Annotated in this window: 20 protein-coding genes and 2 pseudogenes; 18 read left to right on the forward strand and 4 right to left on the reverse strand. The window is 46.4% G+C overall.

Annotated features, from left to right (window positions below; all coding sequences use genetic code 11):
* A pseudogene (locus RIE73_RS36000) lies at positions 1 to 247 on the forward strand (RRXRR domain-containing protein); the annotation flags it as partial.
* A 98-nt stretch (positions 248 to 345) separates the two neighbouring features.
* The gene (locus tag RIE73_RS36005; protein WP_446405734.1) at positions 346 to 603 is read left to right on the forward strand and encodes a hypothetical protein; all 258 of its coding nucleotides are present in this window, start codon (positions 346 to 348) and stop codon (positions 601 to 603) included.
* A gap of 90 nt (positions 604 to 693) precedes the next feature.
* Here the strand turns inward: RIE73_RS36005 and folB are convergent, their stop codons facing one another.
* A complete protein-coding gene (folB, locus tag RIE73_RS36010) occupies positions 694 to 1,056 on the reverse strand; it encodes a dihydroneopterin aldolase (RefSeq protein WP_446405735.1) in 363 nt (120 codons plus the stop codon).
* A gap of 451 nt (positions 1,057 to 1,507) precedes the next feature.
* Here folB and bicA point away from each other — a divergent pair, with 451 nt between their 5' ends.
* Together bicA and RIE73_RS36020 are read left to right on the forward strand one after the other, a co-directional pair.
* Positions 1,508 to 3,256 carry a bicarbonate transporter BicA gene (gene bicA, locus RIE73_RS36015; RefSeq protein WP_446405736.1) on the forward strand — a complete coding sequence of 583 codons (1,749 nt, stop codon included), beginning with the start codon at positions 1,508 to 1,510 and terminating at the stop codon, positions 3,254 to 3,256.
* 687 nt (positions 3,257 to 3,943) lie between these two features.
* On the forward strand, positions 3,944 to 5,332 hold the full coding sequence (locus RIE73_RS36020; protein WP_446405737.1) for a cation:proton antiporter: 1,389 nt from the start codon (positions 3,944 to 3,946) through the stop codon (positions 5,330 to 5,332).
* 207 nt (positions 5,333 to 5,539) lie between these two features.
* On the opposite strand, the gene RIE73_RS36025 is transcribed toward RIE73_RS36020, so the two are convergent.
* On the reverse strand, positions 5,540 to 5,941 hold the full coding sequence (locus RIE73_RS36025; RefSeq protein WP_446405738.1) for a peptide chain release factor 1: 402 nt from the start codon (positions 5,939 to 5,941) through the stop codon (positions 5,540 to 5,542).
* Positions 5,942 to 6,261: 320 nt separating this feature from the next.
* On the opposite strand from RIE73_RS36025, the gene RIE73_RS36030 reads away from it, so the two are divergent.
* From RIE73_RS36030 to RIE73_RS36055, 6 genes are all read left to right on the forward strand, one after another.
* Positions 6,262 to 6,486, forward strand: a complete 225-nt coding sequence (locus RIE73_RS36030; RefSeq protein ID WP_446405739.1) for an AbrB/MazE/SpoVT family DNA-binding domain-containing protein — start codon at positions 6,262 to 6,264, stop codon at positions 6,484 to 6,486.
* The gene (locus RIE73_RS36035) at positions 6,479 to 6,868 is read left to right on the forward strand and encodes a type II toxin-antitoxin system death-on-curing family toxin (protein ID WP_446405740.1); all 390 of its coding nucleotides are present in this window, start codon (positions 6,479 to 6,481) and stop codon (positions 6,866 to 6,868) included. The genes RIE73_RS36030 and RIE73_RS36035 overlap by 8 nt, the downstream gene beginning before the upstream one ends.
* Before the next feature lie 200 nt (positions 6,869 to 7,068).
* Entirely contained in the window at positions 7,069 to 7,923 is an 855-nt protein-coding gene (locus RIE73_RS36040) for a tetratricopeptide repeat protein (protein WP_446405741.1), read from the forward strand.
* Positions 7,887 to 8,291, forward strand: a complete 405-nt coding sequence (locus RIE73_RS36045; RefSeq protein WP_446405742.1) for a hypothetical protein — start codon at positions 7,887 to 7,889, stop codon at positions 8,289 to 8,291. Before RIE73_RS36040 ends, RIE73_RS36045 begins: the two co-directional genes overlap by 37 nt.
* A gap of 63 nt (positions 8,292 to 8,354) precedes the next feature.
* Positions 8,355 to 8,651: a CHAT domain-containing protein gene (locus RIE73_RS36050; RefSeq protein WP_446405764.1), complete on the forward strand. Its 297-nt coding sequence runs from the start codon at positions 8,355 to 8,357 to the stop codon at positions 8,649 to 8,651.
* A 588-nt stretch (positions 8,652 to 9,239) separates the two neighbouring features.
* On the forward strand, positions 9,240 to 9,557 hold the full coding sequence (locus RIE73_RS36055; RefSeq protein ID WP_446405743.1) for a hypothetical protein: 318 nt from the start codon (positions 9,240 to 9,242) through the stop codon (positions 9,555 to 9,557).
* A 195-nt stretch (positions 9,558 to 9,752) separates the two neighbouring features.
* On the opposite strand, the gene dtd is transcribed toward RIE73_RS36055, so the two are convergent.
* Positions 9,753 to 10,199: a D-aminoacyl-tRNA deacylase gene (gene dtd / locus RIE73_RS36060; RefSeq protein WP_446405744.1), complete on the reverse strand. Its 447-nt coding sequence runs from the start codon at positions 10,197 to 10,199 to the stop codon at positions 9,753 to 9,755.
* Positions 10,200 to 10,400: 201 nt separating this feature from the next.
* On the reverse strand, positions 10,401 to 11,621 hold the full coding sequence (locus tag RIE73_RS36065; RefSeq protein ID WP_446405745.1) for a class I SAM-dependent methyltransferase: 1,221 nt from the start codon (positions 11,619 to 11,621) through the stop codon (positions 10,401 to 10,403).
* Between the two features lie 385 nt (positions 11,622 to 12,006).
* Between RIE73_RS36065 and RIE73_RS36070 the strand changes: the two genes are divergently transcribed.
* From RIE73_RS36070 to nrdJ, 8 genes and pseudogenes are all read left to right on the forward strand, one after another.
* Positions 12,007 to 15,315 carry a phycobilisome rod-core linker polypeptide gene (locus RIE73_RS36070; protein ID WP_446405746.1) on the forward strand — a complete coding sequence of 1,103 codons (3,309 nt, stop codon included), beginning with the start codon at positions 12,007 to 12,009 and terminating at the stop codon, positions 15,313 to 15,315.
* Positions 15,316 to 15,696: 381 nt separating this feature from the next.
* A complete protein-coding gene (gene apcA, locus RIE73_RS36075; RefSeq protein WP_446386694.1) occupies positions 15,697 to 16,182 on the forward strand; it encodes an allophycocyanin subunit alpha in 486 nt (161 codons plus the stop codon).
* A 105-nt stretch (positions 16,183 to 16,287) separates the two neighbouring features.
* On the forward strand, positions 16,288 to 16,773 hold the full coding sequence (gene apcB, locus RIE73_RS36080; protein WP_446405747.1) for an allophycocyanin subunit beta: 486 nt from the start codon (positions 16,288 to 16,290) through the stop codon (positions 16,771 to 16,773).
* A gap of 202 nt (positions 16,774 to 16,975) precedes the next feature.
* Entirely contained in the window at positions 16,976 to 17,179 is a 204-nt protein-coding gene (locus tag RIE73_RS36085) for a phycobilisome linker polypeptide (protein WP_006101555.1), read from the forward strand.
* A gap of 146 nt (positions 17,180 to 17,325) precedes the next feature.
* Positions 17,326 to 18,273, forward strand: coding sequence for an aldo/keto reductase (locus tag RIE73_RS36090; protein WP_446405748.1), 948 nt, complete (start codon positions 17,326 to 17,328; stop codon positions 18,271 to 18,273).
* A gap of 276 nt (positions 18,274 to 18,549) precedes the next feature.
* Positions 18,550 to 18,804 (forward strand): annotated as a pseudogene (locus tag RIE73_RS36095) (ribonucleoside-triphosphate reductase); the annotation flags it as partial.
* 727 nt (positions 18,805 to 19,531) lie between these two features.
* The gene (gene ltrA, locus RIE73_RS36100; RefSeq protein ID WP_446405749.1) at positions 19,532 to 21,331 is read left to right on the forward strand and encodes a group II intron reverse transcriptase/maturase; all 1,800 of its coding nucleotides are present in this window, start codon (positions 19,532 to 19,534) and stop codon (positions 21,329 to 21,331) included.
* 66 nt (positions 21,332 to 21,397) lie between these two features.
* On the forward strand, positions 21,398 to 25,573 hold the full coding sequence (nrdJ, locus tag RIE73_RS36105; protein WP_446405750.1) for a ribonucleoside-triphosphate reductase, adenosylcobalamin-dependent: 4,176 nt from the start codon (positions 21,398 to 21,400) through the stop codon (positions 25,571 to 25,573).
* The last annotated feature ends 337 nt before the right edge of the window (positions 25,574 to 25,910 follow it).

Below are 25,910 nucleotides of genomic sequence, written 5' to 3' on the forward strand. Positions count from 1 at the left end.
CATCGGTTGGTGTTCTGGAGACACCGACAAACAGGTTTCAGTTAGCGATGTTAACTGGAAGCGATTAGGACAGTTTACCGCTAAAAAAGTCCAGTTGTTGCAGCGAAGCACGGGGTTGATTGTCGTGCCTATAACTGGACCCTTCAAATCTTACCACATTGAGTGGCAAGATTTGACCTCTATCCCTCTCCGGGTTGCTTCGCTGAACCCGGAGTCTCACGAGGTTTACGATGAGAAAAATATGTAGTGATGTAACAATACTCGGAAACAATTAAGAAATATTGCAATAACTTGATCCCGTTGCTATGGTATGCATTGTCCATTTAGCGAATGCTTGTGGGAACTATGACTATCATGCTAAACATTGGCGACTATGCTCATCATCGTTCAACTGGGAACGTGGGTAAAGTTGTAGCTTATGGGCATCAAACCGTAGAGGGTGTGTATTTACCCACTCTCAAAGTTGAGGTGCAGGTAGTAAATGAGAGTGGGAAGAAGACACGAACATTCATTGAAGACGTGTTTCAGGAATGGATGCAGGTGGAGCAAGGCGTTCATTTAGGGAAGCCGACGGAGACGGATTTAGCGATCGCCTCATGTTGAAAGGAGGCGTGGTGAGGCGTCCTGATTTCTCAACCTCGAAGGATTTGCCGCTACTCACCCGACACCCCACACCCCACACCCCGCACCCGGTCACCCCACACCCGGTCTAGTGATATCAATTGTAATTGTGCCGCCAAAGTCAGGGATAGGAGCAGCAGGTTTACTCAGCCGCACTTGTACTCGCTCGACTCTATCGAGCTTTAACAGAGCATCTGCGATCGCGCTGGCTAATTTTTCCACTAAGGAAACCTTAGAGTTGGCGATCAGTTGCTTAACCGTGTCAATGGCTTGGCGGTAATCCAGAGTGTCTTTAATGTCGTCACTCTCACCGGCGGGAGCTAAATCTAACCATAACGTCAGATCCACTTCAAACCATTGTCCAAGTACCCGCTCTTCTGGCAGATAACCCGTATAGCCATAAGACCGAATTTTAGTAACCTGTATGCAATCCATAGATAAGTAGGTAGGGACAATTAAAGTTAACGGCGGTGATCGTCATTTGTCTTATGTCATTTGTCTTATGTCATTTGTTGGGAAACAGGGAACAGTGTAACGTAGAGCAGTTAACTCACGGCTCCCCCTGCTCCCCCTGCTCCCCCAGCTTCCCCAGCTCCCCCAGCTTCCCCAGCTCCCCCAGCTCCCCCAGCTTCCCCAGCTCCCCCAGCTCCCCCTGCTTTTCAGCTTAAGTTGACACCAATGCGCCATCCCCTCATCCCCTATAAGCGTCCTCTCTATGCTTTCTATTGAAAATCCCAATGCAAAGAATGGAGCATCGTCCGTTAATCTAATTAAAGAAATATTAGGAAGCGTTACAAAGCTTAACTCTTATCGGAAAACATGAGAAAGTCTTTCCCAGACTGAACCCTTCTGAGTACCCTGTCGTTCTCTCACTCCTCCGAGCTTAATGCGAATCACTAATCGTATACATTTTAGACATCTGCAAGGTGACATATTTGGGGGGCTCACCGCTGCAATTATCGCCCTACCCATGGCACTGGCTTTCGGTGTTGCCTCTGGTGCTGGCGCTGTAGCTGGTCTTTGGGGTGCTGTTTTAGTGGGCTTCTTTGCTGCCCTGTTTGGTGGCACACCCACTCTCATTTCTGAACCCACAGGTCCAATGACCGTGGTTCTGACTGCCGTTATCGCTAACCTGACGGCGACGGCGGGTACAGAAAAGGGTATGGCTATGGCATTTACCGTAGTCATGATGGCAGGGGTATTCCAGATTATTCTGGGTGCATTGCGGTTGGGTCGATACGTTACCCTGATGCCCTACACAGTAGTATCTGGATTTATGTCTGGGATTGGATTTATCCTGGTCATCCTGCAACTCGGACCATTTCTGGGACAGGGGAGTCCGAAGGGTGGCATCCTGGGTACAATTCAAAACATACCTGAGCTGATTGGGAATATGCAGCCCGGTGAAACGGCTCTGGCGGTTTTAACGGTTGCAATTCTAGTCATACAACCATTGTTATTGCAGTCTGCGCCGCCTAATTTTAAAAAGTTTTTCCCACCGCCCCAGTTAATAGCCCTGGTGGTCGGAACAGTAGTAGCGTTGTTTGTGTTCCCTGAGATGGGGGATATTCGCCGCATTGGTGAGATCCCTCAAGCTTTACCGACTTTACAGGTTCCAACTTTTAGTGCGGCAGAATTCCAAACCATGCTCATCAATGCCTTGGTTTTGGGGATGCTCGGTTGCATTGATGCTCTACTCACCTCCGTTGTCGCTGATAGCTTAACTCGCTCTCAGCATGACTCGAACAAAGAATTAATTGGTCAAGGTTTAGGTAACTTGGTATCTGGATTATGTGGCGGTATTGCTGGTGCGGGTGCAACCATGGGAACCGTGGTTAATATCCAAACTGGTGCAAGAACGGCTCTATCTGGTTTAACTCGTGCCTTTATCTTGCTGGTCGTTATTTTAGGCGCCGCCAGTCTAACGGCTTGGATTCCCATGGCGGTTTTGGCAGGAATTGCCCTCAAGGTGGGTATAGATATTATTGACTGGGGTTTCCTGAAGCGAGCGCATCAGGTTTCAATTAAGGGCGCCATGATTATGTATGGCGTGATCATCCTGACTGTATTTGTTGACTTGATTGTCGCTGTTGGCGTTGGTGTATTCGTTGCTAATCTCTTGACCATTGAACGTCTCTCCAAACTTCAAGCCAAGGATGTTAAGACGATTACCGATGCTGATGATGCTATCCAGATGACTGATGAAGAGAAAGAACTAATTGATCAAACTGATGGTCGCATCCTATTGTTCCACCTAAGTGGACCGATGATCTTTGGGGTATCCAAGGCAATCTCCCGTCAGCAAAATGCGATGGCAGATCATGATGTCCTGATTGTAGACTTAAGTGATGTGCCGCACTTGGGTGTTACCTCTTCCCTGGCGATTGAAAATTCCATCCAAGAAGCCATTGATAAAGGTCGTCAAGTCTTCATTGTTGGTGCTACGGGTCAGATTGAACGACGCCTGCAAAAATTGGGCATTCTGTCAATGTTACCTGCCCATAATTTGCACGTTGATCGGACAGAAGCCTTGCGCCAAGCTGTTGCTGTGGTCAAGAGATATGAACTCCCAGCAAATGGTACATTGCCTACTGCCTATCCCACTCAATCCGATGATGTTGTTATCAGTAACTAAGTGGGTGGACACAATTAAAGTTAACGGTTGAGATGAGGGAACAGGGAACGGGGAACAGGGAACAGTAAGGGTTTGAGGGTGATTTACTTGCACTTGATACAGTACCGTTTTATGCCAGTCCGACTACTTAAATTCAATAAAGCAATATAGGATATGATTGATGTCTAATCCCCTGTTTCTAATGGGGAAGGGGGAATTTTTTTTTGGCGTTTAGGGTTGGTCAAATGTCAGCTAACTTTCATTTTGTCCGACTACTTACAATAAGAAAGAATTGGGAAAATTTATTATAAATATTAAATTTGTAAATTTTATTAATTTTGTCATAAAGACGTATAATTATAGTAAGGATTAAACGAAGTACAATCAGGTTGGTTTTGGCTAATAATTGACTAAAGACAAACCGTTGTCCAGACCGATAAGGATAGGTCTGTACCAAAAAGCAAATCAAGACGATTTGACAATAGATTGATTAACTTAGGGTTGTGCTATGAATACTCATTGTATTTCAGCACGCTCTGGTCATAAATTCGCTTAGATTCAGATGTGCATGGATTTAGGGAGCCGTTTCAGTATATCGGCTTGAACGAATAGGCTTTGAGGGGCTAAATTTATTTTAATGTCACTAAACCTCAAGGGTAACTTATCAATCAATCTCACAGACTCGAAGATAAACCATAGATGCAGACCATGATTTTTTCAGACCTGATACAACCAATTCCCATATTAGCAACAGCGCCAGAAAATGGGTCAATTGTACTCGCTGGTGTGTTGCTCAGTTTAGTTATCATTTATCTTGCCAGTAAACTGGGCGGAGAGTTATCGAAGGCAGTTGATTTACCGCCAGTTTTAGGTGAATTAGTCGGCGGTGTAGTCGTCGGTGTTTCAGCGTTGCATCTGCTTGTTTTCCCCGAAAGTGGCGCAGTTGCGGCTGATTCCCTACTGATGAAACTGCTGCAATGGATTGGCGATTTAAGCCCAGAAGCTGTTACCAGTGTCTTTGAAACCCAGAGTGAAGTCGTCTCGGTTTTAGCCGAAATTGGGGTGATCATCCTCTTATTCGAGATTGGCTTAGAATCAGATTTACGGGATCTCAAAGAAGTGGGTTACCAAGCCGCAATTGTGGCGGTGGTGGGAGTCGTCGCCCCCTTTATAGCGGGTACAGCCGGGTTGATGTTTTTCTTTAATGTTGCGGCGATTCCAGCGATTTTTGCAGGTGCAGCGTTAACCGCCACCAGTATTGGGATTACCTCCAAAGTTCTCTCGGAATTAGGGCGTCTCAAATCCAAAGAAGGTCAGATTATTGTCGGGGCGGCAGTTATTGATGATGTTTTGGGTATCATCGTTTTAGCTGTAGTTGCGAGTCTGGCGAAAACCGGTGAGGTTGATGTTTTCAACGTTATCTATCTGATTATTAGTGCCAGTGTTTTCCTCCTCGGTTCTATTTTATTGGGTAAGTTTTTCAACCGCTCCTTTGTAGCGATCGCGGATAAGTTACAAACGCGAGGACAATTGGTTATTCCGGCGTTTACCTTTGCCTTTTTAATGGCGTTCTTGGCGAATGTGATTCAATTAGAAGCAATTTTAGGGGCATTTGCAGCCGGATTAGTTCTGGATGAAACGGATAAGCGTAAAGAACTGGATAAGCAAGTTGTTCCCATTGCCGATATTTTAGTCCCCATTTTCTTCGTCGCTGTGGGTGCACAAGCCGATTTAGGTGTTCTCAATCCTGCGGTTCCGGCAAATCGGGAAGGATTAGTCATTGCTGTCTTCTTAATTGCCGTAGCGATTATCGGGAAGTTGGTTACAGGTTGGACTATTTTTGGTCAACCGCAAATTAACCGCTTTGCGATTGGGGTTGGTATGATTCCTCGTGGTGAAGTGGGATTGGTATTTGCTGGGATTGGTTCAGCTAGTGGGGTTTTGAGTAAGCCTTTAGAAGCCGCGATTATCATTATGGTAATTCTGACGACATTCTTAGCCCCCCCGTTCTTACGAGTAGCGTTTAAAGGTTCACCGGAGGCGGCGGAAATCGAGGAGTCTAAAGAAGCTCTGGAACAAGCAGATTTGTTTGGATAGAGTATTACAGCAGATTTGGTGGTTGATGAGGTACAGTCTCTAAGCAAGATCCCCGACTTCTCCAAGAAGTCGGGGATCTGTATGTGTACCTCACTTACTTGAAAAGCGCTGTAAATTAGATCCAATATATGGAATCCCTCGACTTTACATCGGGGGATTTTTATTTAAAAGATCTAATGATTTACGACTAATATTGAACTCGGCTTGCTAGCGCCAATAGGGACGCCCTTTCCAAAATACGCCAACGAGAACGGCAACCACATTGGCATAACTTATGCTAACCAAAACAAAGGGTAACGGTAACAGTGATTTTAACCATAACGTCAGGGCTAAACAGGGGATTAATGCCCACAAGCTGCTATTGTTGATTAAAACTTGGGGGTAAAACCGTTCTAAAATATAAACTGCAAGAACTCCAAATCCCGCTGCTGCTATTAAAGTGATAATTATCCCTAGGGGAGGAGTATAGAGGAACCGGATTATCTCACGGATAGCGGCGGATTGGGTGACGCCTAAGCCGAGGATAATTTCAAGGACGATCGCGATCGCAGTGGTAATCCCTGAGACTTCGAGTAGCGATCGCCAGGGGAGAGATCGTAAGCGATACATGGAATTTTATCCAGTTGTGGGTATGCTGCTATTCTACCGCTCTAGCTCCCGTGAAACGTCAAAACCTACAGGCGTGGCACACCTGAGAACTTAGGCAAAGGTCTTATATGTTCTATCTGTAGGGTGTGTTAGCGATAGCGTAACGCACCATATAACCGAGAACGGTGCGTTACGGCGCAAAAGCGCAAATTCTTTCTTTATTACGTTAATCTCAGCCAGCGCCTAACGCACCCTACGGGCTAGACTCCATTCATTTTTGGCTGGCTTGTTTGGTAATTAGCGTGATTACTATAGTAATAACGTCAGCGAAAAATTAAATCATGGAAATAAAACTACAGAAAGTGGGCAACTCCATTGGCACCACGTTTCCTCAGGAAATCTTGGACAAATTTGATTTAAGGGAAGGGGATACACTAACCCTGCTGGTGATGGAGGATGGCATTAAGTTAATGGCTTATGATCCTGAATTCGAGCAAGTGATGGCGGCTTACAAGCAGGGGGCATCACAGTACCGCAATGCCATGCGAGAGTTAGCAGATGGCTGAACCGATTTGGATTACTGCTGCGATGGTGCAGGTGATTCATGATGATCAAGTTGCAACCCATGGTGGAGTGTATGGGTTACGGGATGAGGGATTGCTGGCGAGTGCCCTTGCCCGTGCGCGTAATCGCTATGGGTATGAAGGGGCAGATATTTATCGACTAGCGGCGGATTATGGCTATGGAATTGCTAGAAATCATCCGTTTATTGATGGCAATAAGCGCACGGCATTTCAGGTGATGTATGTGTTTCTGAAGGTGAATAGTTGGAATTTGGATGCACCAGAGCCAGAGGTAGTGCTGGTGATGCGATCGCTGGCGGCGGGGGAATTCTCTGAAGATGAGTTGGCGCAGTGGTTGCGGCAATATTCCTCAAGGGAGGCGTAGGTGGTTTGGTGTTATGGAATATTGATCTGACTTTTCAGGGGATCTGGAAAACCTCTCTCCAAACCTCTCTCTTGCAAGGAGAGAGGCTTTGAATTCTCTCCCTTTCGTGCAAAAAAAGCGAAGCATCCTTACTCTTGATCACAAAAATTTAGTGAATGGGGACATACTAGGAATAAGAGCATCAGGAGGCAAACCAGATCATGTCTAATGATAATGTAGCTGCATTATTACAGCAGGGACATGAGCAGCTAGATCGGGGACAAAACCAAGCAGCGTTGCAGATATTTCAGCAAGCCGAACAACGGGAACCGGAAAACCCCCAAGTGTTGTTTGGGTTGGGTTTAGCTTGTTATCGCTTAGAGCAATATCAGGAATCGGTTGATTATCTGACTAAAACTTTAAACATTGAACCCTGCCATATTTTAGCCTTGGCGTATCGAGGTAGAGCTTACCGAGGGTTGAAATTAGAGGAACCAGCAACAGCAGATTTTAACCAAGTGCTTCAACTTGAACCTCACACTCATCAAGATTGGCGAGGGCGATGGATTGCCTTATATGAGTTGAAACGGTACGAGGAAGCACTTGTTAGTTTCGATAAAGCGATTGCAATTAATCCTGACTACTATTATGCCTGGAATGGGTGGGGTGGTGTGCTGTGTGAGTTAGGGCAGTATGAAGACGCGATCGCCTATTTTGATAAAGCCATTGAAATTAATCCTGACTATTACAATTCCTGGAATGGGCTGGGTAATGCGCTATACAACTTAGGTAAATATGAAGAGGCGATCGCCTATTACGATAAAGCCATTGAAATTAATCCTGACTATTACAATTCCTGGAATGGGCTGGGTAGTGCGCTATACAAGTTAGAGAAATATGAAGAGGCGATCACCTATTACGATAAAGCGATTGAAATTAATCCTGACTACTATAGGGCTTGGAGTAATCGAGGTTGGGCATTATTCTACTTAAAACGCTACGACGCAGCCTGGAATATATTCTCCATATTCGTGATATTTTGCCCTATCTCAGCGATATTGACAAACTCATTTTAATTCCCCATCGAGACTTACACCTCCTACCTCTCCATTACCTTTTCCCCTCGCGGTTTACCATCACCTATCTACCCAGTTTCCAAATCGGATTAAACCTGCAACCCTATCAATCTGCTCAATCGTTCCTCAGTCTAGAAAATCCTGATAGTCAACCCATCTATTGCACACTTACGTCTAATATCCTGACTAGCTTATATCCCCAATGCCAACGGCTAAATAGTTTAACCGTCGATAAAAAACAACTGATTCAAGACTTAAAATCAAATACTGGCACATTTCAATTTATCGGTCATGCCTATCACAATCTAGACAATCCCAAAGCATCTGCCCTACAACTGACGATTGCTGATCAGCTAACCATGACATAAATTTTTGATCAGTTAGACTTTGGTAATTACAATCTCATCTTTCTCTCGGCTTGCGAAACCGGGATTACGAATTCCCAGAACCTGATTGATGAATATGTGGGACTGGTTAGCGCATTTCTCGCCAAAGGAGCCAGTTATGTGATTAGTACCCTTTGGACTGTGGATGAACGTTCAACCGCTTTACTCACTATTCGTTTTTATCAATATCTGAAAGCGGGTAAACATCCGGTATCTGCTCTCAAAAATGCACAAAATTGGCTCAAGCAAGTGACGTATCCTGAACTGGTAAAATGGTATCTTGAACTCGCTCAAGATGTAAAAGCAATTCATCCCCACGCGAGCGAACAACTCAAAATTTAAGTGGCTTCAATCCAACAAGATTCGGATAAACTGATTGCAGTTAAACCTCCTTTTGAGCATCCTTATCACTGGGCGGGTTTCATCATCACAGGGAATCCTTTTTGATGACAACTAGCCCTGACGCTTTCTTGGTATCTAAATCACCATTCGTTTCTTGGCATCTAAATCACCATTCGTAGGGGTACGATGGTATCGTGTCCTTCCCTAAGTGACACAACTAACATTGTGGAATAGATTGATGGTTAAATTGGGCGCACATTGGTGCAGTAAAAGGGCGCACGCCGTGCGCCCCTACAATTCTAATCCACCCATAGGACTTACGTAAAGAAAGCTGTAAGGGCACGATAATATCGTGCTCCTACCATACATGGTGTTTGTGCGTAAGTCCTAACCCAATTCGGTGTGCCATACTACTACAATTTGCCTTATTGAGCATGGTGCAATATCTGAGTTTTAACTAACAAGCTGTCACCCATTTAAACTGGGAATGGGTAGCGATAAAGATGCTAGCACTATCATGAATTAACCAGCCTTTATTATATAATTAAAAATATACGTAGGGGCGCAAGGCTTGCGCCCAGACAAAGCTTGCGCCCAGAAAAAGCTTGCGCCCAGAAAAACGCCGCAGAAAACTCAACCCAAATCTCACCCCATAATATTGCTATTGTCGGTGTCGGCTTGGGGACTGCATCAATTTTAGCCTCTGTTCCTGATGTAGAAATGATTACAGAACTACCACCAGTCAACGCTTATATTACCCACTGGCAACTCAGCAAACCTCAAGCTAATTTTGTCGTTAGCCTCAATGTTAGTATCTTTACCGGAGTATGGGTGGCGATATTCACCGCGATCGTGATTAAACTCGGTGAACTATTACGTTCAAAGAAATCCTCTGAACGGCGCTAAACTGTGATACATTTAAATTTGGTATTAGTAGTGAGCAAATTTGGTATTAGTAGCGAGCAAGATGCTCACACTACCAAGATTTCATCACAGCGGTAACGGCTGTATTAACACACCCTGCTACCGTTAAAGTCCCCCTTTTTAAGGGGGATTTAGGGGGATCAAACGTATCCCATAAGAGCGGAAAGTGCTATAATTCTAACGCTCCAGCAGCAATGTCACGGGTCCATCATTTTCAATCGAGACTTGCATCATCGCCCCAAATATCCCGGTTTCTACTCGTAACCCACTCTGGCGCAACTTATCCACAAACTGTAGATAAAGCTGTTCGGCTTGTTCGGGATTTGCCGATCGCGAAAACGATGGGCGACGCCCTTTGCGACAATCCCCATACAAGGTAAACTGACTCACCACCAACAATTCGCCGCCAATTTCCTGAACAGACTGTTCCCAGCGATCGCTATCACTATCAGTTCCGGGAAATAACCGCAAATCCAAGCATTTTCGCGCCATCCAATCCAGTTCAGCTTCCGTATCGCTATCGGCAATCCCCACTAGCAAATTTAGTCCTTGACCAATTTTGCCAACGACTTCACCGTTAATTGTGACTTGAGAGGATTTAACTCGCTGAATAATAACGCGCATTTACGATAAGTTTTGAGTGCTGAGTTTTAAATTTTGAATTTTGACCTTTCACTTCTCCTTGGTATGGCGCATGAACATGTAGGGGCGGGTTTAGGGACTATCTTTTCCTTATTGATAATAACGTTTCTACAAAACCCGCCCTGACTAACTGTTGAATTAACTGTCCCATCTTCCCCATCTTCCCCATCTCCCCTATCTTCCCTATCTTCCTGTTCCCTGTTCCCTGTTCCCTGTTCCCTCACTTAAGATAATAAGCTGCTGCTGTTGGAGCGATCGCACTCCATCTAATCCTAACTCTACATCCTTTAAAATCTCTGCCACAGTGCGCTGTTGATTGCTATTTTCGTCACAGGCTTGCAGGAAAGCAAACTCAGCATCTGATAAATTAATAATCTGATAATCGTAGTTAAATAGACATTGACTGGGCCACCCCTCCATACAGGGATTCCGTTCTGGAATCGCTGCTAATAACTCCTGATCCTGTGACCAATCAACCTTCGGTAAAGGTGGACGCCCCAAGAAAAACTCATAATGGGACACATCTGGATCTAACAACTCAATTAAACGATATCGTTGGCGATCGCTCAACCCACTCGCCCGTTCCATTAATCCTGGATTTTTCCCCAATAGCCGATCTAATTGCCAATATCCAGGATTAGAAAAGCCGATAAATTCTAACCCCGACGCATCAATTAACTCAAATAAACTATCAATCGTGTAGTCAATCTCTTGGGGATGCACATACATATCCGCGAAATTCGCATCCCGTTGATTTTCCAATGACCAACGTTCTTTTTCTCGCTTGACAATTCGGTTATTTTCTGGTAATGACTCAAACACCTGGCGTCCAACTTGCACCCCATCTTGGTAATCCCCACGCTGTTCCCCTTGCAAAAGTGCGATCGCCTGTTGCATCAGCCGAACTTCCCAGCGCCCCAATTCAGCATAGACGAAAATATGCATCAAGCCCCCTGGTGCTAACTTGGGTGCTAATGCCTGAATACCGCGAATCGGATCAGGCAAATGATGCAATACGCCCACACAGTTAATTAAATCAAACTCTCCCTCCAATTCCTGGGCATCATAGAGGCTCAAGTGATGAAACTCAACCCGATTCGCCCCAGAACGATTACAGCGTTCCTGCGCCACCTGCAACGCCCCAGCACTCAAATCAATCCCCACCACCGAGGCTTGGGGATTTAGATGAACTAAATATTCGGTGCCTACCCCTGTACCACAACCCGCATCTAAAATCCGAATATCCTGCCTTGACGGTTTTTGACCCGTGCAGAAACTATAGGCGGCTAACCAATTCCAGCGCCAGTTATACCCAGGCGGCGGTTCGTCCAACAGGGGTTCTGGGGGAAAGGGGTAAGCGTCATACAATTGGGCTACAGCAATGCTGGTATTGTCATTTGTCATGTTGTCTCAGGGAACAGGGAACAGGGAACAGGGAACCCGAACTAATGTAACAAAACTTATGCTTTTTCTCAGTGAGTGAGATTAATCCACTATGATGACTCTGTTATGACACTGTAAAATTTTGGCATGTATTCTATACACTTCTTAATAAAGCCGTTAAGCCGATCAGAAACGTTTTAATCTAGATTCTGACCAGGTTTAGCGAGGTCACTGGTTGATTTAGGGCAGGTAACGCAGGAATATCCCATCCCCTGAACAAGTAGGTCTGGGAGAAAATCTTAATGTACTGAGCCTAAGAATGTAAACGAAAGTGATCTAGATGATATCCCCTGGTCAGGCTTAACACAGTCAGTAGCAATTGTCGATGGGAGCGGAAAGAAAATCAATGAGTGTTAAGGCAAGTGGTGGAAGCTCAGTTGCACGTCCGCAACTGTATCAAACTGTACCGATTAGCAACATTATCCAGGCTGAACAGCAAGATCGGTTCTTGGGTAAAGGAGAGCTGCTTGAGCTGTCCGAATACTTCCAATCCGGTACAAGACGCATAGATATTGCCAATCTGATTACTCAAAACTCAGATTTGATCGTATCTCGTGCCGCTAACCGGATTTTTGTCGGCGGTTCTCCGATGGCGTATTTAGAAAAGCCCCAGGAAGAACCTGCACCGGAAATGGCAATGGCAACCAGTGGTGCGGGTACAGGTGATGTCAGACGCACGATGACACTAGGAACCGCGACGTATGTAGAAAGTGGCGGGGGTTTCTTTGAAGGATTCCGGAACATCTTTAGCGCCTCCAGTGGCGGTCCAGCGCCATCGGGATTCCGACCGATAAACGTCGCCCGTTATGGTCCAAGCAATATGCAGAAATCCCTGCGCGACTTGTCTTGGATGCTGCGCTACCTCACCTACTCAATCGTTGCCGGTGACCCGAATATTATTACCGTCAACGTCCGAGGATTACGGGAAATTATCGAAAATGCCTGCTCTGGAGATGCCACATTGCTGGCACTGCAAGAAATGCGGGCAGCGTCTTTGGGATACTTTAAGCGCGATGCTGAAGCCGCCCAACTGGTGGGTGAGTACTTTGAGATTCTGATTAACGAATTCAAAGCCCCGAATCCAGCCGATAAAGTCCGCCAACGTCCTTCGCCGGATCAGCAAGGGTTACAACTGCCCCAAAGTTACTTCAATGCTGCCGAACGGCGTCCCAAGTTCGTGATGAAGCCGGGACTATCAGCATTAGAAAAGAACCAAGTGGTTAAGGCGGCGTATCGGCAAATCTTTGAGCGTGACATTAGCCGCGCTTACAGCCAATCCATCTCCTACCTGGAATCGCAGGTGAAAAACGGCGACATCTCCATGAAGGAGTTTGTGCGTCGCCTGGGTAAATCGCCCCTATACCGTAAGCAATTTTATGAACCCTTTATCAACAGTCGTGCTTTAGAACTGGCGTTCCGTCATTTCCTGGGTCGGGGTCCTTCGTCTCGCGAAGAAGTTCAAACCTACTTCTCGATTGTGTCCGATGGCGGTTTACCCGCGCTGGTGGATGCTTTGGTATATTCTCAGGAATATTCAGATTACTTTGGCGAAGAAACTGTTCCCTACCTACGGGGATTGGGACAGGAGGCTCAAGAATGCCGCAACTGGGGAATGCAGCAAGACTTGCTCAACTATAGCGCCCCCTTCCGCAAGGTACCGCAATTTATCACCACCTTTGCCAAGTATGAGCAGCCGTTACCGGATCAACACCCCTACGGTGCTGGTAATGACCCCTTAGAGATTCAGTTTGGGGCAATTTTCCCCAAAGAAACGCGCAATCCCAACACGCAACCGGCTGGTTTTGGTAAGGATACTAAGCGCATCCTGATCCATCGCGGACCGGCGACGAATAACCAAAACAGCAATCCTCAGGCAAGGGGTGAGTTTCCGGGGTCTCTGGGGGCGAAAGTCTTCCGCTTAGACCAGATTCCTAGCACTAAGGCGCCCAGTGTCACATTTGCCGAAAGCTCGACGCAAAAGGTGATTAGTGCCTGCTATCGCCAAGTCTTTGGGCGGGAGGTTTATGATGGTCAACGCCAGAAAGTGGCGGAGATTAAGCTGGAAAATGGCGAGATTACCATCCGGGAGTTTATCCGCACCTTGGCGAAGTCCGATGTCTTCCGCAAGATGTACTGGACATCTCTGTACGTGATGAAGGCTGTGGAATATATCCACCGTCGCCTGCTGGGACGCCCCACCTACGGACGCGGGGAAACGAACAAATACTTTGATATTTGTGCCAAGAAAGGGTTCTACGCCCTGGTTGATATGCTGATTGACAGCAAAGAATACGCGGAAGCCTTTGGCGAAGATACGGTTCCCTACGAGCGCTATCTGACACCGGGGGGTCTACAATTGCGATCGGCTCGACCGGGTGCGCTGCGTGAGGATGTGGGGACTAAGCCAGAAGTACCAGCGACTCCCGCCTATGTGGAAATGGCAGAGGTGCCAGAAACGCGGACTGAGCCGGATGTTCAATTCCGGATGAATCAGGGTGTTAGCACCCAGCGCCAGCAGACCAAGATCTTTAAGCTGACGGATCTCAATGATAAGCCAGCGGTGAAGGTTCTGATTCGTGCGGCGTATCGCCAGATCTTTGAGCGCGATGTTGAACCGTATGTGGTCAAAGGTCAGTTCTCTAGCCTGGAAAGCAAGCTGGGGAACGGTGAGATTAATCTCAAGGAGTTTATTGAAGGGTTAGGATGCTCTGAACTCTACATCAAAGAGTTCTACACGCCTTACCCCAACACCAAGGTGATTGAGTTGGGCACCAAGCATTTCTTGGGTCGGGCACCGGAAAATCAAAAGGAAATCCAGAAGTACAACCAGATTTTGGCGTCCCAGGGTATCCGAGGCTTTATCAGCGCTATGGTTAACAGCATGGAGTATGTTCAAGTCTTTGGTGAAGATACGGTTCCCTATCGTCGCTTCCCCACTTTACCGGCGGCGAACTTCCCCAATACCGAGAAACTCTATAACAAGCTGACCAAGCAGAATGATCAACTGGTGGTTCCTAGCTTTGAGCCAGTCAGTTCGCGAGTGGATGGGGCAAAACTGCCGTTGACGGGGAAAGCGATCGCGGATATGGCGGCGACACCTAAGCCGGATTTTGTCCAACTCAGTCGTTCTGTACCCAAGGACAATAACCAGGCGGTTCCAGCTACTGGCGGAATTGCTAATCGTAAATCGGCACGGATTTTTCGCCTAAATCCCGGAAACCCGGACGAAACGGCTCAGGTGATTGAGGCAATTTATGCTCAGGTGATGGATATCTGGACGGGTGAAATTCCCCCATCCTATCGACAGCCTGACTTAGAGCGTCAACTGAACCAAGGTGAAATCTCGGTGCGCGATTTTGTTAAGGGGTTGGCATGTAGTGAAAGCTATCGCCAGCGCTTCTACTCACCCTATCCCAGTGCTAAAGTCATCGAGTTCTTGTTCCGTCATCTGTTGGGACGTACTCCTGCAACTCAAACGGAGATTCAAGACTACACCAAACTCATGGCTGAACAAGGACTGAATGCGGCTGTGGTTGCGATCGTGGATAGTTCAGAGTATGCTCGTTTCTTCGGGGACTATGTGGTTCCCTATCCTCGCGTTCCCTCATTACCAGCAGGCAATTACTTGGGAAGCATTAAATCTATCTCTGATTAGGGATTAGGGTAATGTTCCAGGCGTGTCACGGCACGTCTTTGAGGACGATAGGGGGTAGAGACGTAGCCGGCTACGTCTCTACAGTCAGGGTTCCCCATCCCTAAATCTGAGGACAAATGTTACAAAATGTTGCGAACATAGGAAAAATGTGAACAATCTATCGCAAAATATTTGCGGAAGAGAGCTGTCTCACTGACCTAATGTATCGCTAGCTACTCTCACAACTCTTGAAACGACTTAATCGAGGTCAAGATTGAGCAGAGTCAGCCGTCCGAGCTGGATAGCCTAGCCCATTGGGAAGCGTTTCAGCATTTCAACAGTTACAATAAGCCAGTTTAAGTACACACACCTGGTTACATTCTTGGAGGAGGAATCCTGTAAATGAGTATAGTCACGAAATCAATCGTGAATGCCGATGCCGAGGCTCGTTACCTAAGCCCTGGTGAATTAGACCGGATCAAGTCGTTTGTCACCTCTGGTGATCGTCGCCTACGGGTTGCTCAAACGTTGACAGACTCTCGTGAGCGCATCGTTAAGCAAGCTGGAGATCAGTTATTCCAGAAGCGTCCTGATGTTGTTTCTCCCGGTGGTAATGCCTACGGTGAAGAAATGACAGCCACTTGCCTGCGTGACTTGGACTACTATCTGCGCCTAATCACCTATGGTGTTGTCGCTGGCGATGTTACCCCAATTGAAGAAATTGGTTTAGTCGGCGTGCGGGAAATGTATAAGTCTTTAGGGACTCCCGTTGACGCTGTTGTCGAAGGCGTTCGCGCCATGAAAACCGCTGCTACCGGTATGATGACTGGGGAAGATGCGGCTGAAGCTGGCTCCTACTTCGACTATGTAATCGGAGCAATGCAGTAGAACTATCCTACTAAGAGAAGACGTAGCATGACGCTTCCAACCTTGGAAGGTGCGCGTCTGTCTTAAGGATTCAAGAGACTAGGTGAAATAAGGAAAATAGAATCGATGCAAGACGCAATTACCTCTGTTATTAACTCTTCCGACGTTCAAGGAAAATACCTGGACGCCTCTGCGATGGACAAGCTCAAGGGCTATTTCGCCACGGGTGAATTGCGGGTGCGTGCGGCAACCACAATTAGTGCAAACGCAGCAACTATCGTTAAAGAAGCTGTTGCCAAGTCTTTGCTCTACTCGGATATCACTCGTCCGGGTGGCAATATGTACACCACTCGCCGCTATGCAGCTTGCATCCGCGACTTGGATTACTATCTGCGCTACTCCACCTATGCCATGTTGGCAGGTGACACCTCTATCCTGGATGAGCGTGTACTGAATGGACTCAAGGAAACCTACAACTCTCTAGGTGTTCCCATTAATGCCACGGTACAAGCCATCCAAGCCATGAAAGAAGTTACCGCCAGTCTGGTTGGTGCTGATGCTGGTAAGGAAATGGGTGTTTACTTTGACTACATTTGCTCGGGTTTGAGCTAGAGAACTCTGGAACGTTCCCTGGTGAACCTGTAGTCGGTCATTTTTTCAAGGTTTGGGAAATCAATTGTGAGTGCTAGCTTGTTAAAGGCACGTCTGACTTTTTAATTAAGCAGATGAGTTTTGACAATCTAGTATTGACAGTTGAGTCCCAAACCTGATTGCAATATAAAGTTTCTGAATTTTAATTAGGAGAACTTCAATCATGCGAATGTTTCAGGTGACAGCTTGTGTCCCTAGCCAAACCAGAACCAGAACTCAACGGGAGTTGCAAAACACCTATTTCACCAAGTTAGTTCCCTACGACAACTGGTTTAGGGAGCAACAGCGGATCATGAAAATGGGCGGCAAAATTATCAAGGTGAAGCTAGCCACTGGCAAACAAGGTACAAATACGGGATTGCTTTAAGAAATAGCTTCTGGCAAAGGTGGGGGGTCGCGATGACCCCTTTTTGATTGAAGATTTTCAAAGGTATCGCACTTTCCTGAGAGTCGCCACCAGCAAAACCCGATAAAATAAACATTAAGAAATGTAACGAATTGGGAACGCAGGGAATGACGATACAAACAACCACCTTAGCTGAAAATGGTCCCACCTTAACCAGTGTAGGCATTGGCACTTGGGCGTGGGGCGATACGCTGTTTTGGGGCTACGGCAACGATTATGGGGTATCTCAGGTGCGAGACGCCTTTGCCGCTACCCTAGATGCGGGAGTTAGCTTTTTTGACACGGCGGAGGTGTATGGATTAGGAGAATCCGAGTCGCTGTTGGGACGGTTTATGAAAGAATTAGGGCGTCCTGCCCAGATTGCTACAAAATATTTCCCGGTTCCCTGGCGGTTTACATCACAGTCGGTGTCTGACGCTTTAACAGCTAGCTTAAAACGGTTACAGGTTGAGCAAATAGAACTGTATCAGGTTCATTCTCCCTTTAGCTTCTTCATGGGTCAAGAAACCTTGATGAATGCCCTAGCGGATGAAGTGCAACGGGGAAGAATTGCCACGGTGGGGGTGAGTAATTACTCCGCCGAACAAATGCGGGAAGCCCATGGTTATCTAGCCGCTAGAGGAATTCCCTTGGCGGTGAATCAGGTGCAGTATTCCCTCCTGGCGCGGAAAATTGAGCGGAATGGGGTTTTGGATACAGCACGGGAGTTGGGGGTGACGATTTTGGCGTATAGTCCTTTAGCCCAAGGATTATTAACTGGGAAGTATACGCCGGAAAATTACGTGAAACCCACGGGGGCGCGTCAGCTTGATCCGCGTTTTAGCAAAGGGGGGTTGGAGAAGATTGCCCCTGTGATTAAGCTTTTGCGTCAATTGGGGGAAAAATACGATCGCACGCCTGCACAGGTGGCGTTAAATTGGTTAATTGCCCAAGGTGTCGTACCAATTCCGGGGGCGAAAACTGCCCAGCAAGCCCAACAAAATGCTGGGGCGTTGGGGTGGAGTTTAACTCCGAGTGAGGTGGAACAGTTGGATCAGGTGACTCGTGGTTTTTGATGGTGCAGGGGAGATGGGGGAGATGAGGGAGATGGGGGAGTTCACTCAAAATTGAATAAGGGCGGGTTTTGCCAAAAAAGTTAGGTAAAACAATTCATGTTTGTCCCTAAACCCGCCCCTACAAACTATATCCCTTGAGTGAAGCGAAGGATCAAAACTCAAAACTTCCCAGACCTACTACACATAGCGCAAAATTAGAGATTTTTCAAGCTTTGACGCTATATCTGACATCACTTATAGTCTAGGTTTAGCGGAAATTAACAGTAGATTATCACGATGGTAAGAGAGCTTGAGCGAAAACGCATCAATGGCGATTTTCCAGAAACGGCATCGACGGCAAATCCGGTGTTTTTCAGAACCTACAGCCGCCGCACAGCCAAGGGTAGAGAGACGTGGAAGGAGGTGTGCGATCGCACCATCCAAGGCTTAAGCAAACTGGGTAAGCTGACTCCAGCAGAAACCGCCCTGCTGGAACGGATGATGCACCAGATTAAAAGTTTACCCTCAGGCAGATGGTTGTGGGTCGGCGGCGTGTGATTCGTTAGGTCGAAACTGAGACGAGGAAAGGCTTTCTGCCAATCCACTCTCAGGGGATGACCGGGCAGGTTTGGAAATTTGATTACAAAAGCTGAAATCGGATTACCGAACAAGCAAGTAGTGATAACCGAACCTGGATAACTAGATAATCTTGTAGGTGATTCTGGATAGACTGGAGCCTCACAGTCATAAAACAATTGTTCAAGGCAAGGAATGAACTTCCAAATAGTCCAGGAAAGTCCTACCCTCCAAGCGTGGGAGTGAAAGCATATCCCTCAACTGGCGACTGGTTCTCAAAGGTTGAAGCGGGGATAAACGCTGGTAACACCAAACCGTGCGGTGAATCCCAGCCAGCAAGAGTGCATGGGTAACGAAAGTGAAGGTACGTTTGAACAGTCGTAACCCAGTAAGTAGCGAAAAGAACGGTTGATACGCTGCGGTCAAAATGACAATGAGGAACACAAGAGCCTGAAAATACCGCCTTTAAGGTCGCGCCCTCTTTCCTCCGGCTGAGTAGTATCCGCCCTAAACACTCAAACCAAAGATTATCTGGAACGAAGTAATCTCTATATATGCTCTCTTGGCAGGTCGAAACAAGAGTAGGAGCCAATCCGCAAGCGATGTAGAGAAGAGATGGAGTCAGAAGCAAATGCCTACCTGTAATGGGTATGGATAAGCCGACAGACTCCCGATGACTTGGAAGATGGAGTTTTGAGTAGCAATGGAAACGTCTAAAACACGGAAAAATCCGATGGTGGAATGGGCAAACGTCAACTGGCGGAAGCTGGAAAGACGAGTGCTAAAGTTGCAAAAGAGAATCTATCGAGCCTCTAATCGGGGAGATGTGAAGGCAGTCCGCAGGCTGCAAAAGACTCTACTGAATTCTTGGTCTGCCAAAATGCTTGCAGTCCGCAAGGTAACTCAGGATAACCAAGGACAGCTAACACCGGGAATAGATGGGAAAGTGGCTATCACTCCCAGAGAACGCCTGGATTTAGTCGATCAACTCAACCTGGAGCGGAAATCTCCAGCGACACGTCGCATTAGGATTCCAAAACCAGGAAAAGATGAAAAACGTCCTTTGGGAATTCCAACGATAAATGAACGGGCAAAGCAAGCATTAGTGAAAATGGCAATGGAACCCGAATGGGAAGCCAAATTTGAGCCAAATAGCTATGGTTTCAGACTAGGGCGAAGCTGCATGGATGCCATTGAAGGAATCAAAGTAGCAATCAAGCAAAAGGATAAGTACGTCCTTGATGCCGATATTGCTCAATGCTTTGACAAAATCAATCATCAGGTGTTGCTTGATAAAATCGGGACGTTTCCCAAACTAAGAAAACAGATTAAAGCATGGCTGAAATCTGGACTATTAGCAGGAGGAGAATGGTTCCCTACGCAGGAAGGCACACCGCCAACGGGAGTAATATCACCCCTACTGGCAAACATCGCCTTACATGGTATGGAAGAAGTAGTAAAGGCTTATGCGCGTTCTCTGCCAGGAAAAAAGGCAAATAACGAAAAAGCAATCACGTTGGTTAGATATGCAGATAATTTGGTAATCCTGCACCCTGACCTGGACGTGATTCAAAGGGTAAAAGTTCATATAGAGAACTTCTTGAAGGAAATGGGTCTAGAACTCAAACCTGAAAAGACCCGGATTGCCCACACTCTCAAGCAATTGGATAAACAAGAGCCAGGATTCGACTTCCTCGGATTCAACATACGGCAATATTCAGTTGGTAAACACAACACAGGCAAGAACACGCATGGCAACCCATTAGGTTACAAAACCTATATAAAGCCCAGTAATACGGCAATCAAAGCACATTACGATAAACTAAGTCACCTGATTGAAACATCCAAGTCTAGTCAATCACAGATTGGATTAATCAAACGACTGAACCCGATTATCACAGGATGGAGTAATTACTACTCCAAAGTAAACAGTGCTAAGGTGTTCAAGAAGTTAGACCACCTTCTAACTCTTAAACTAATTGCCTGGGCAAAAGCACGACATTTTCACAAATCAACAAAACGGTGGATTGAGAAATACTTCGGCACTAAAGGAAAGACCTCTTGGCGCTTCAGAGCAATCACAGAAGGGAAAGACTTATATTTGTCTTACCATTCTAATTTGCACATCCAGAAGCATACCAAGGTTAAGGGAAAAGCCAGCCCTTACGACGGAAATGACGTATATTGGGCAACTCGAATGGGTAAAAGTGTCGAATTACCAGTAAGAGTCACAAAACTGCTGAAGACGCAGAAAGGCAAGTGTGGTCAATGCGAAACCTATTTCCGTGATGGAGATGTAATGGAAGTTGACCATAAAACACCTAAACATAAAGGTGGAAAGGACACATACAGCAATTACCAACTCCTTCACAAACACTGCCATATCGTCAAAACTCGAAACGAGCGTACTCATGACAAGAGCCGAGTCATTGAGGAGCCGTGTGAGGTGAAAGTCTCAAGCACGGTTCTGAAGCCGAGTCAGACCAGCGATGGTGTGGCTTAGGGTAATACAAATTGGCTGGAAAATCCGGAGAATTTCTCTGGCGCTTATAATTGTACGTCTACGAATGTGGTAGACTGGCGTGCCTTTGGCTTAATGATGGACTTAGCCATGATGGGATGTGGCACAGGGGCAGTTTTAGAACCCCAATACATCAATCAATTACTCCCAATTCGCAATCCTCTGACTGTCACTTTAGAGGGTGAAATTGGCACAACACCACCAGAGGAACGGCGCGAAAAAACCGAGGTCAAAATTGAGGGAAATCAGGTAACAATTTATGTCGGGGACTCCCGTCAAGGGTGGGTTCAGTCCTATCAAAGTCTGTTGGAATTATCCACAGATGAACGATTTTTGGGTGAAGTTCAGGTATCCATTAATGTGAGTGATATTCGTCCTGCTGGAGAATCCCTAAAAGGCTTTGGCGGGGTGGCAAATCCGATTAAATTACCGGAACTGTATCAGCGATGTGCGGCGATTTTAAATAAAGCCGTGGGACGGCAATTAAATTCAGTCGAATGCTGTCTTTTAATTGATGAAGCCGCTGTTGTGGTTGTCGCCGGAAACGTCAGACGCTGTTTACCAGAGGGTTCCCTGGTTCACACGGAGTCTGGATTGGTTGCCATTGAAAAAATTCGCATTGGTGATCGCGTTTTAACCAGTAACGGGTTTTATCCCGTAACCAACTTCTTTGATCAAGGCGTTCAATCCCTCTGTCGGATCAAAACCGAGGATGGTTATTTGGACTGTACCCCGGATCATAAAGTTGCTGTATTAACTGACATTTATGGCAACTACACAATGGTTAAAGCCAAAGACTTGAAAGCAGGCGATCGCTTAGTCTTTGTTCCCCAGACAATTCCGGGAACCCCAACGGAGTTACCTGAATTTAAAGGGAAACTAAGTTCCCAGGCTAAACCAATCACCGTGCCAGCGTTAACCTCAGAGGTGGCATATTTCTTAGGGTATTTACAAGGAGATGGTTCAGTCAGTTCCGATGGTTGGCGGGTGCGCTTGCGGATTCACCAAGATAGTCCGCAAATTCTGGAACGCTTGATTGGGGTGGCTGAACAGTTTGGGTTACTAACTCATACGTTAAGAACACCAGAACAGGGGAAAACAAGGACTTTTGAATTACAACTCAATTCTGCTGCCCTCAATCAGTATCTTTCCCAGTTTAAGCAGCCGTTTACCTCACTGTCTGTACCTGAATGTATCTTATTGGGAACTCAAGCTATTCGCGAAGCCTATTTAGCCGGTTTAGCGGATGCCGATGGATGTCATTCTCAAGGGGTTTTAGTGGCTTCCGTTCATCCCGACTTTTTGCGACAAATCCAGACTCTCTATGCCTCTTTGGGAATTGCCACACGGTTGTGTGCTTCAATTTGTAAGTGTACAGATAAATGGGAAGGTGAGTTAGTCACTGTGGGTGAATCGGCTTATTTAGCGGTACAAACCTTCATGTCTACTGACTCCAGTACCTTTAGTGAACGACAACGCCAAAAATCGTTTCATGATCATGGATTTACCCTAGACATGGTGGAACCTGTGGTTAGTCGCGATAATTATGGAACAGGTCAAAAGCAAGTCATTACCCCAACCGTAAAGCGATTGGTTCCGGAGTCTACGGAGTTAATTCCCGTCAAGGTTAAGTCTGTAGAAACTAACGTTCGCACCGCACCAACCTATGACATTGAAGTGGCAACGATTCATGAATTTGTCTGCGAAGGGATTCTGGTATCTAATAGTGCGGGGATGCGCCAGGGGATTAGTAATGATGAAAAGTTTGTCAATGCTAAAGATAACCTGTGGCAACAAGATGAAAATGGAAACTGGCGGATTGATCCGGAACGTGATGCGTTGAGGATGGCAAATCATTCCCGTGTTTTCCACCATAAACCCACCTTAGAGGAATGTATTGCAGCGGTTCGCCAACAATATTATTCTGGTGAAGGTGCGATTCAATGGGCGGGAGAAGCCGTAGCGAGGGCAAGTTGTGATTTGCTAAATACTCAAGCCTTGAGAAAAGAGTTTCTGCAAGCTTACGAACAAGGAAACGCACGTCATTGGTTACAGGGAAAGTATCCGAATTTGACACCCGATGAAATTGAACATCGCTTGCAGCGGTTTGGCTTAAATCCCTGCGTGACGGCTGATACTTGGGTACATACGGAATTTGGTCCCCGCCAAGTTAAAGATTTAATCGGGAAACAACATGGAACTTACGTTAATGGGGAACTGTTTAGTACAACAGCCGATGGCTTTTTCTATACAGGCGATCGCGCCGTCTTCACCCTAGCCACAAAAGAGGGGGTTTCCCTACGGTTGACAGGAAACCATCAACTTTTACGAGTTAGCACCCAAACCCAAAAGCGTCAATATACCGAATGGGTAGCGGCTGAGGAATTGAAAAGTGGCGATCGCGTATGCTTGCACAATCACCGAGGAATTCAGCCGTGGCAAGGTGTGGGAACATTTACCCAAGGATGGTTATTGGGGAGTCTTGTTGGTGACGGATCACTCGCCCAAACTCAAGCAATCCTGCGATTCTGGGGTGACTCTCCTGTCAAAATGGCAGCGTCTGAAGTAGCAACCCTCCAGAACAAGAGTATTTGTACTGTAAATTTAGGGGATAATTCTGATCGCCAACCGGATTTACAGCAAGTGGCGTCGAGTGGGTTGGATCAATTAGCCGCACAGTTCAAGATTCATCGCGGTCAAAAAATAGTGACGCCGGAAGTTGAACAAGCCAGCTATGAGTTTTATCGGGGATTCTTACAAGGGTTATTTGATGCCGATGGTAGTGTGCAAGGAACGCAAAATAAAGGCATTAGCGTGCGTTTAGCCCCAAGTAATCTTGAGTTGCTTCAAGCCGTACAGCGGATGCTGCTGCGTCTAGGAATTGTCTCTACGGTTGATCAAAATCAGCCCGAATTGGTAATAGCCAACGACAATCTGATTGAATTCCGCGATCGCGTGGGTTTCCGTCAGCCGGACAAACAGCAAAAGTTGGATAATTTACTCAACGGATACAAGCGTAAGCTAAACCGGGAACGCTTTGTTGTCACCGTTGAGTCGGTTTCTCCTACTGGTATCGAATCCGTTTACGATTGCACCGTTCCCGGTGTCTCTCGGTTCGATGCCAATGGCATTGTGGCGCACAATTGTGGTGAAATTATTGGATCGGTATTCCATTGTAATTTAGCCGAAATTCACCTCAATCAAATTGACCCGAATAACCAGAAAGAACAAGAAGAGGCATTCAGTGCGGGGGCGCTTTCCGTTGCCATTTTGCTCAACCATAAGTTTGTTGAGGAACGATATCAAAAATCACGGGAATTAGACCCCATTGTCGGCGTATCCTTCACCGGATTATTTGATTTCTTTGTCAAAGCCTTTGGCGTCGATTGGTTACGCTGGTGGGCAGAGGGACGCCCCGATACTGATCAAGGTGTACAGTTTAAGGAACAAGAAAAAGCCTATTTAACCCGGTGGCGCGATATTGTGCATCGGGTGGTTTGGGAATATTGCGATAAGCATGGGATTAAACGCCCCAATCGCTGTACAACGGTGCAACCGTCTGGAACAAAATCGCTACTCACAGGCGCATCTCCGGGTTGGCATCCCCCTAAGGCACAGCGATTTATTCGCCGAATTACGTTCAGAAAGAATGATCCTGTTGCTTTGGCTTGTCTGGAATACGGATACAATGTCACTCCTTCCCAATCTGATAAAGATGAAAATGGGAATCTCTTAAATGATCCGTTTGCTGAAGCCTGTTCGGAATGGCTAGTGGAAATTCCCGTGGCTGTATCCTGGGCAGATTTACCCGGTGCTGATGAAATTGATATCAGTCAGTTTTCGGCATTGGCACAAATGGATTTTGCCATGCAGGTGCAGCGCTGGTATGTGACACACAATACCTCGTCCACCTGGGAATTGCGCGTCAATGAAATTGAATCGTTAGGAGAACGGATTTATCAAGCGATTCAGAATGATGAAGGGTATATTTCAGCGGCGCTATTGGCGCGGTTTGATGACCATCAATCCTTCCCGCGTTTGCCCTTTGAACCGATTGATAAAGCAACATACAACCAATTGATGCAAGAGGTACAACAGCGACGAAAAGTCTCTGAGTTCTATTCGGCTTTGGAGAACTATGATGCTGGCGAATTAATCGAAGCTGGACCCGTGGGTTGTGATTCGGATAAATGTATGTTCCCAGAACAGACACCGAATTCATAATTCATCATTCGGATAAACCTGCCAAATTCAACCATTCGAGTTCCCTGGCGGTTCCCTCCTTCCTCCCCTTTATAAGGGGAGGGTTAGAGAGGGATTGCCAAAGGGAGGGTTAAGTAGTCGGACTCGCATAAAACGGTACTGTATTAAGTGCAAGTAAATTGCCCTCAAACCCTTACTGTTCCCTGTTTCCTGATCCTTCCTAATCTCAACCGTTAACTTTAATTGTGTCCACCTACTTAGTATAAATTGAGCTTAAGGTTTGTAGTTGCGCTTTAGCGCTAAAAAGGCTGAATTGAACCTATTCAATACAAGTAAATCGGGCGCAAGGCTTTGCGCC

Origin of the sequence: Coleofasciculus sp. C1-SOL-03, from assembly GCF_040220555.1 — a bacterium.
In the GTDB taxonomy this organism is placed as follows: domain Bacteria; phylum Cyanobacteriota; class Cyanobacteriia; order Cyanobacteriales; family Coleofasciculaceae; genus Coleofasciculus.

Bases quoted from the DNA above. Each gene is read 5' to 3' on its own strand.
- RIE73_RS36035 (WP_446405740.1), top strand. From the start codon at position 6,479: ATGGCTGAACCGATTTGGATTACTGCTGCGATGGTGCAGGTGATTCAT.
- RIE73_RS36005 (WP_446405734.1), top strand. From the start codon at position 346: ATGACTATCATGCTAAACATTGGCGACTATGCTCATCATCGTTCAACT.
- apcB (WP_446405747.1), top strand. From the start codon at position 16,288: ATGCAAGACGCAATTACCTCTGTTATTAACTCTTCCGACGTTCAAGGA.
- RIE73_RS36030 (WP_446405739.1), top strand. From the start codon at position 6,262: ATGGAAATAAAACTACAGAAAGTGGGCAACTCCATTGGCACCACGTTT.
- RIE73_RS36025 (WP_446405738.1), bottom strand. From the start codon at position 5,941: ATGTATCGCTTACGATCTCTCCCCTGGCGATCGCTACTCGAAGTCTCA.
- RIE73_RS36020 (WP_446405737.1), top strand. From the start codon at position 3,944: ATGATTTTTTCAGACCTGATACAACCAATTCCCATATTAGCAACAGCG.
- dtd (WP_446405744.1), bottom strand. From the start codon at position 10,199: ATGCGCGTTATTATTCAGCGAGTTAAATCCTCTCAAGTCACAATTAAC.
- RIE73_RS36085 (WP_006101555.1), top strand. From the start codon at position 16,976: ATGCGAATGTTTCAGGTGACAGCTTGTGTCCCTAGCCAAACCAGAACC.
- RIE73_RS36070 (WP_446405746.1), top strand. From the start codon at position 12,007: ATGAGTGTTAAGGCAAGTGGTGGAAGCTCAGTTGCACGTCCGCAACTG.
- RIE73_RS36065 (WP_446405745.1), bottom strand. From the start codon at position 11,621: ATGACAAATGACAATACCAGCATTGCTGTAGCCCAATTGTATGACGCT.
- RIE73_RS36040 (WP_446405741.1), top strand. From the start codon at position 7,069: ATGTCTAATGATAATGTAGCTGCATTATTACAGCAGGGACATGAGCAG.
- ltrA (WP_446405749.1), top strand. From the start codon at position 19,532: ATGGAAACGTCTAAAACACGGAAAAATCCGATGGTGGAATGGGCAAAC.
- apcA (WP_446386694.1), top strand. From the start codon at position 15,697: ATGAGTATAGTCACGAAATCAATCGTGAATGCCGATGCCGAGGCTCGT.
- bicA (WP_446405736.1), top strand. From the start codon at position 1,508: ATGCGAATCACTAATCGTATACATTTTAGACATCTGCAAGGTGACATA.
- RIE73_RS36090 (WP_446405748.1), top strand. From the start codon at position 17,326: ATGACGATACAAACAACCACCTTAGCTGAAAATGGTCCCACCTTAACC.
- folB (WP_446405735.1), bottom strand. From the start codon at position 1,056: ATGGATTGCATACAGGTTACTAAAATTCGGTCTTATGGCTATACGGGT.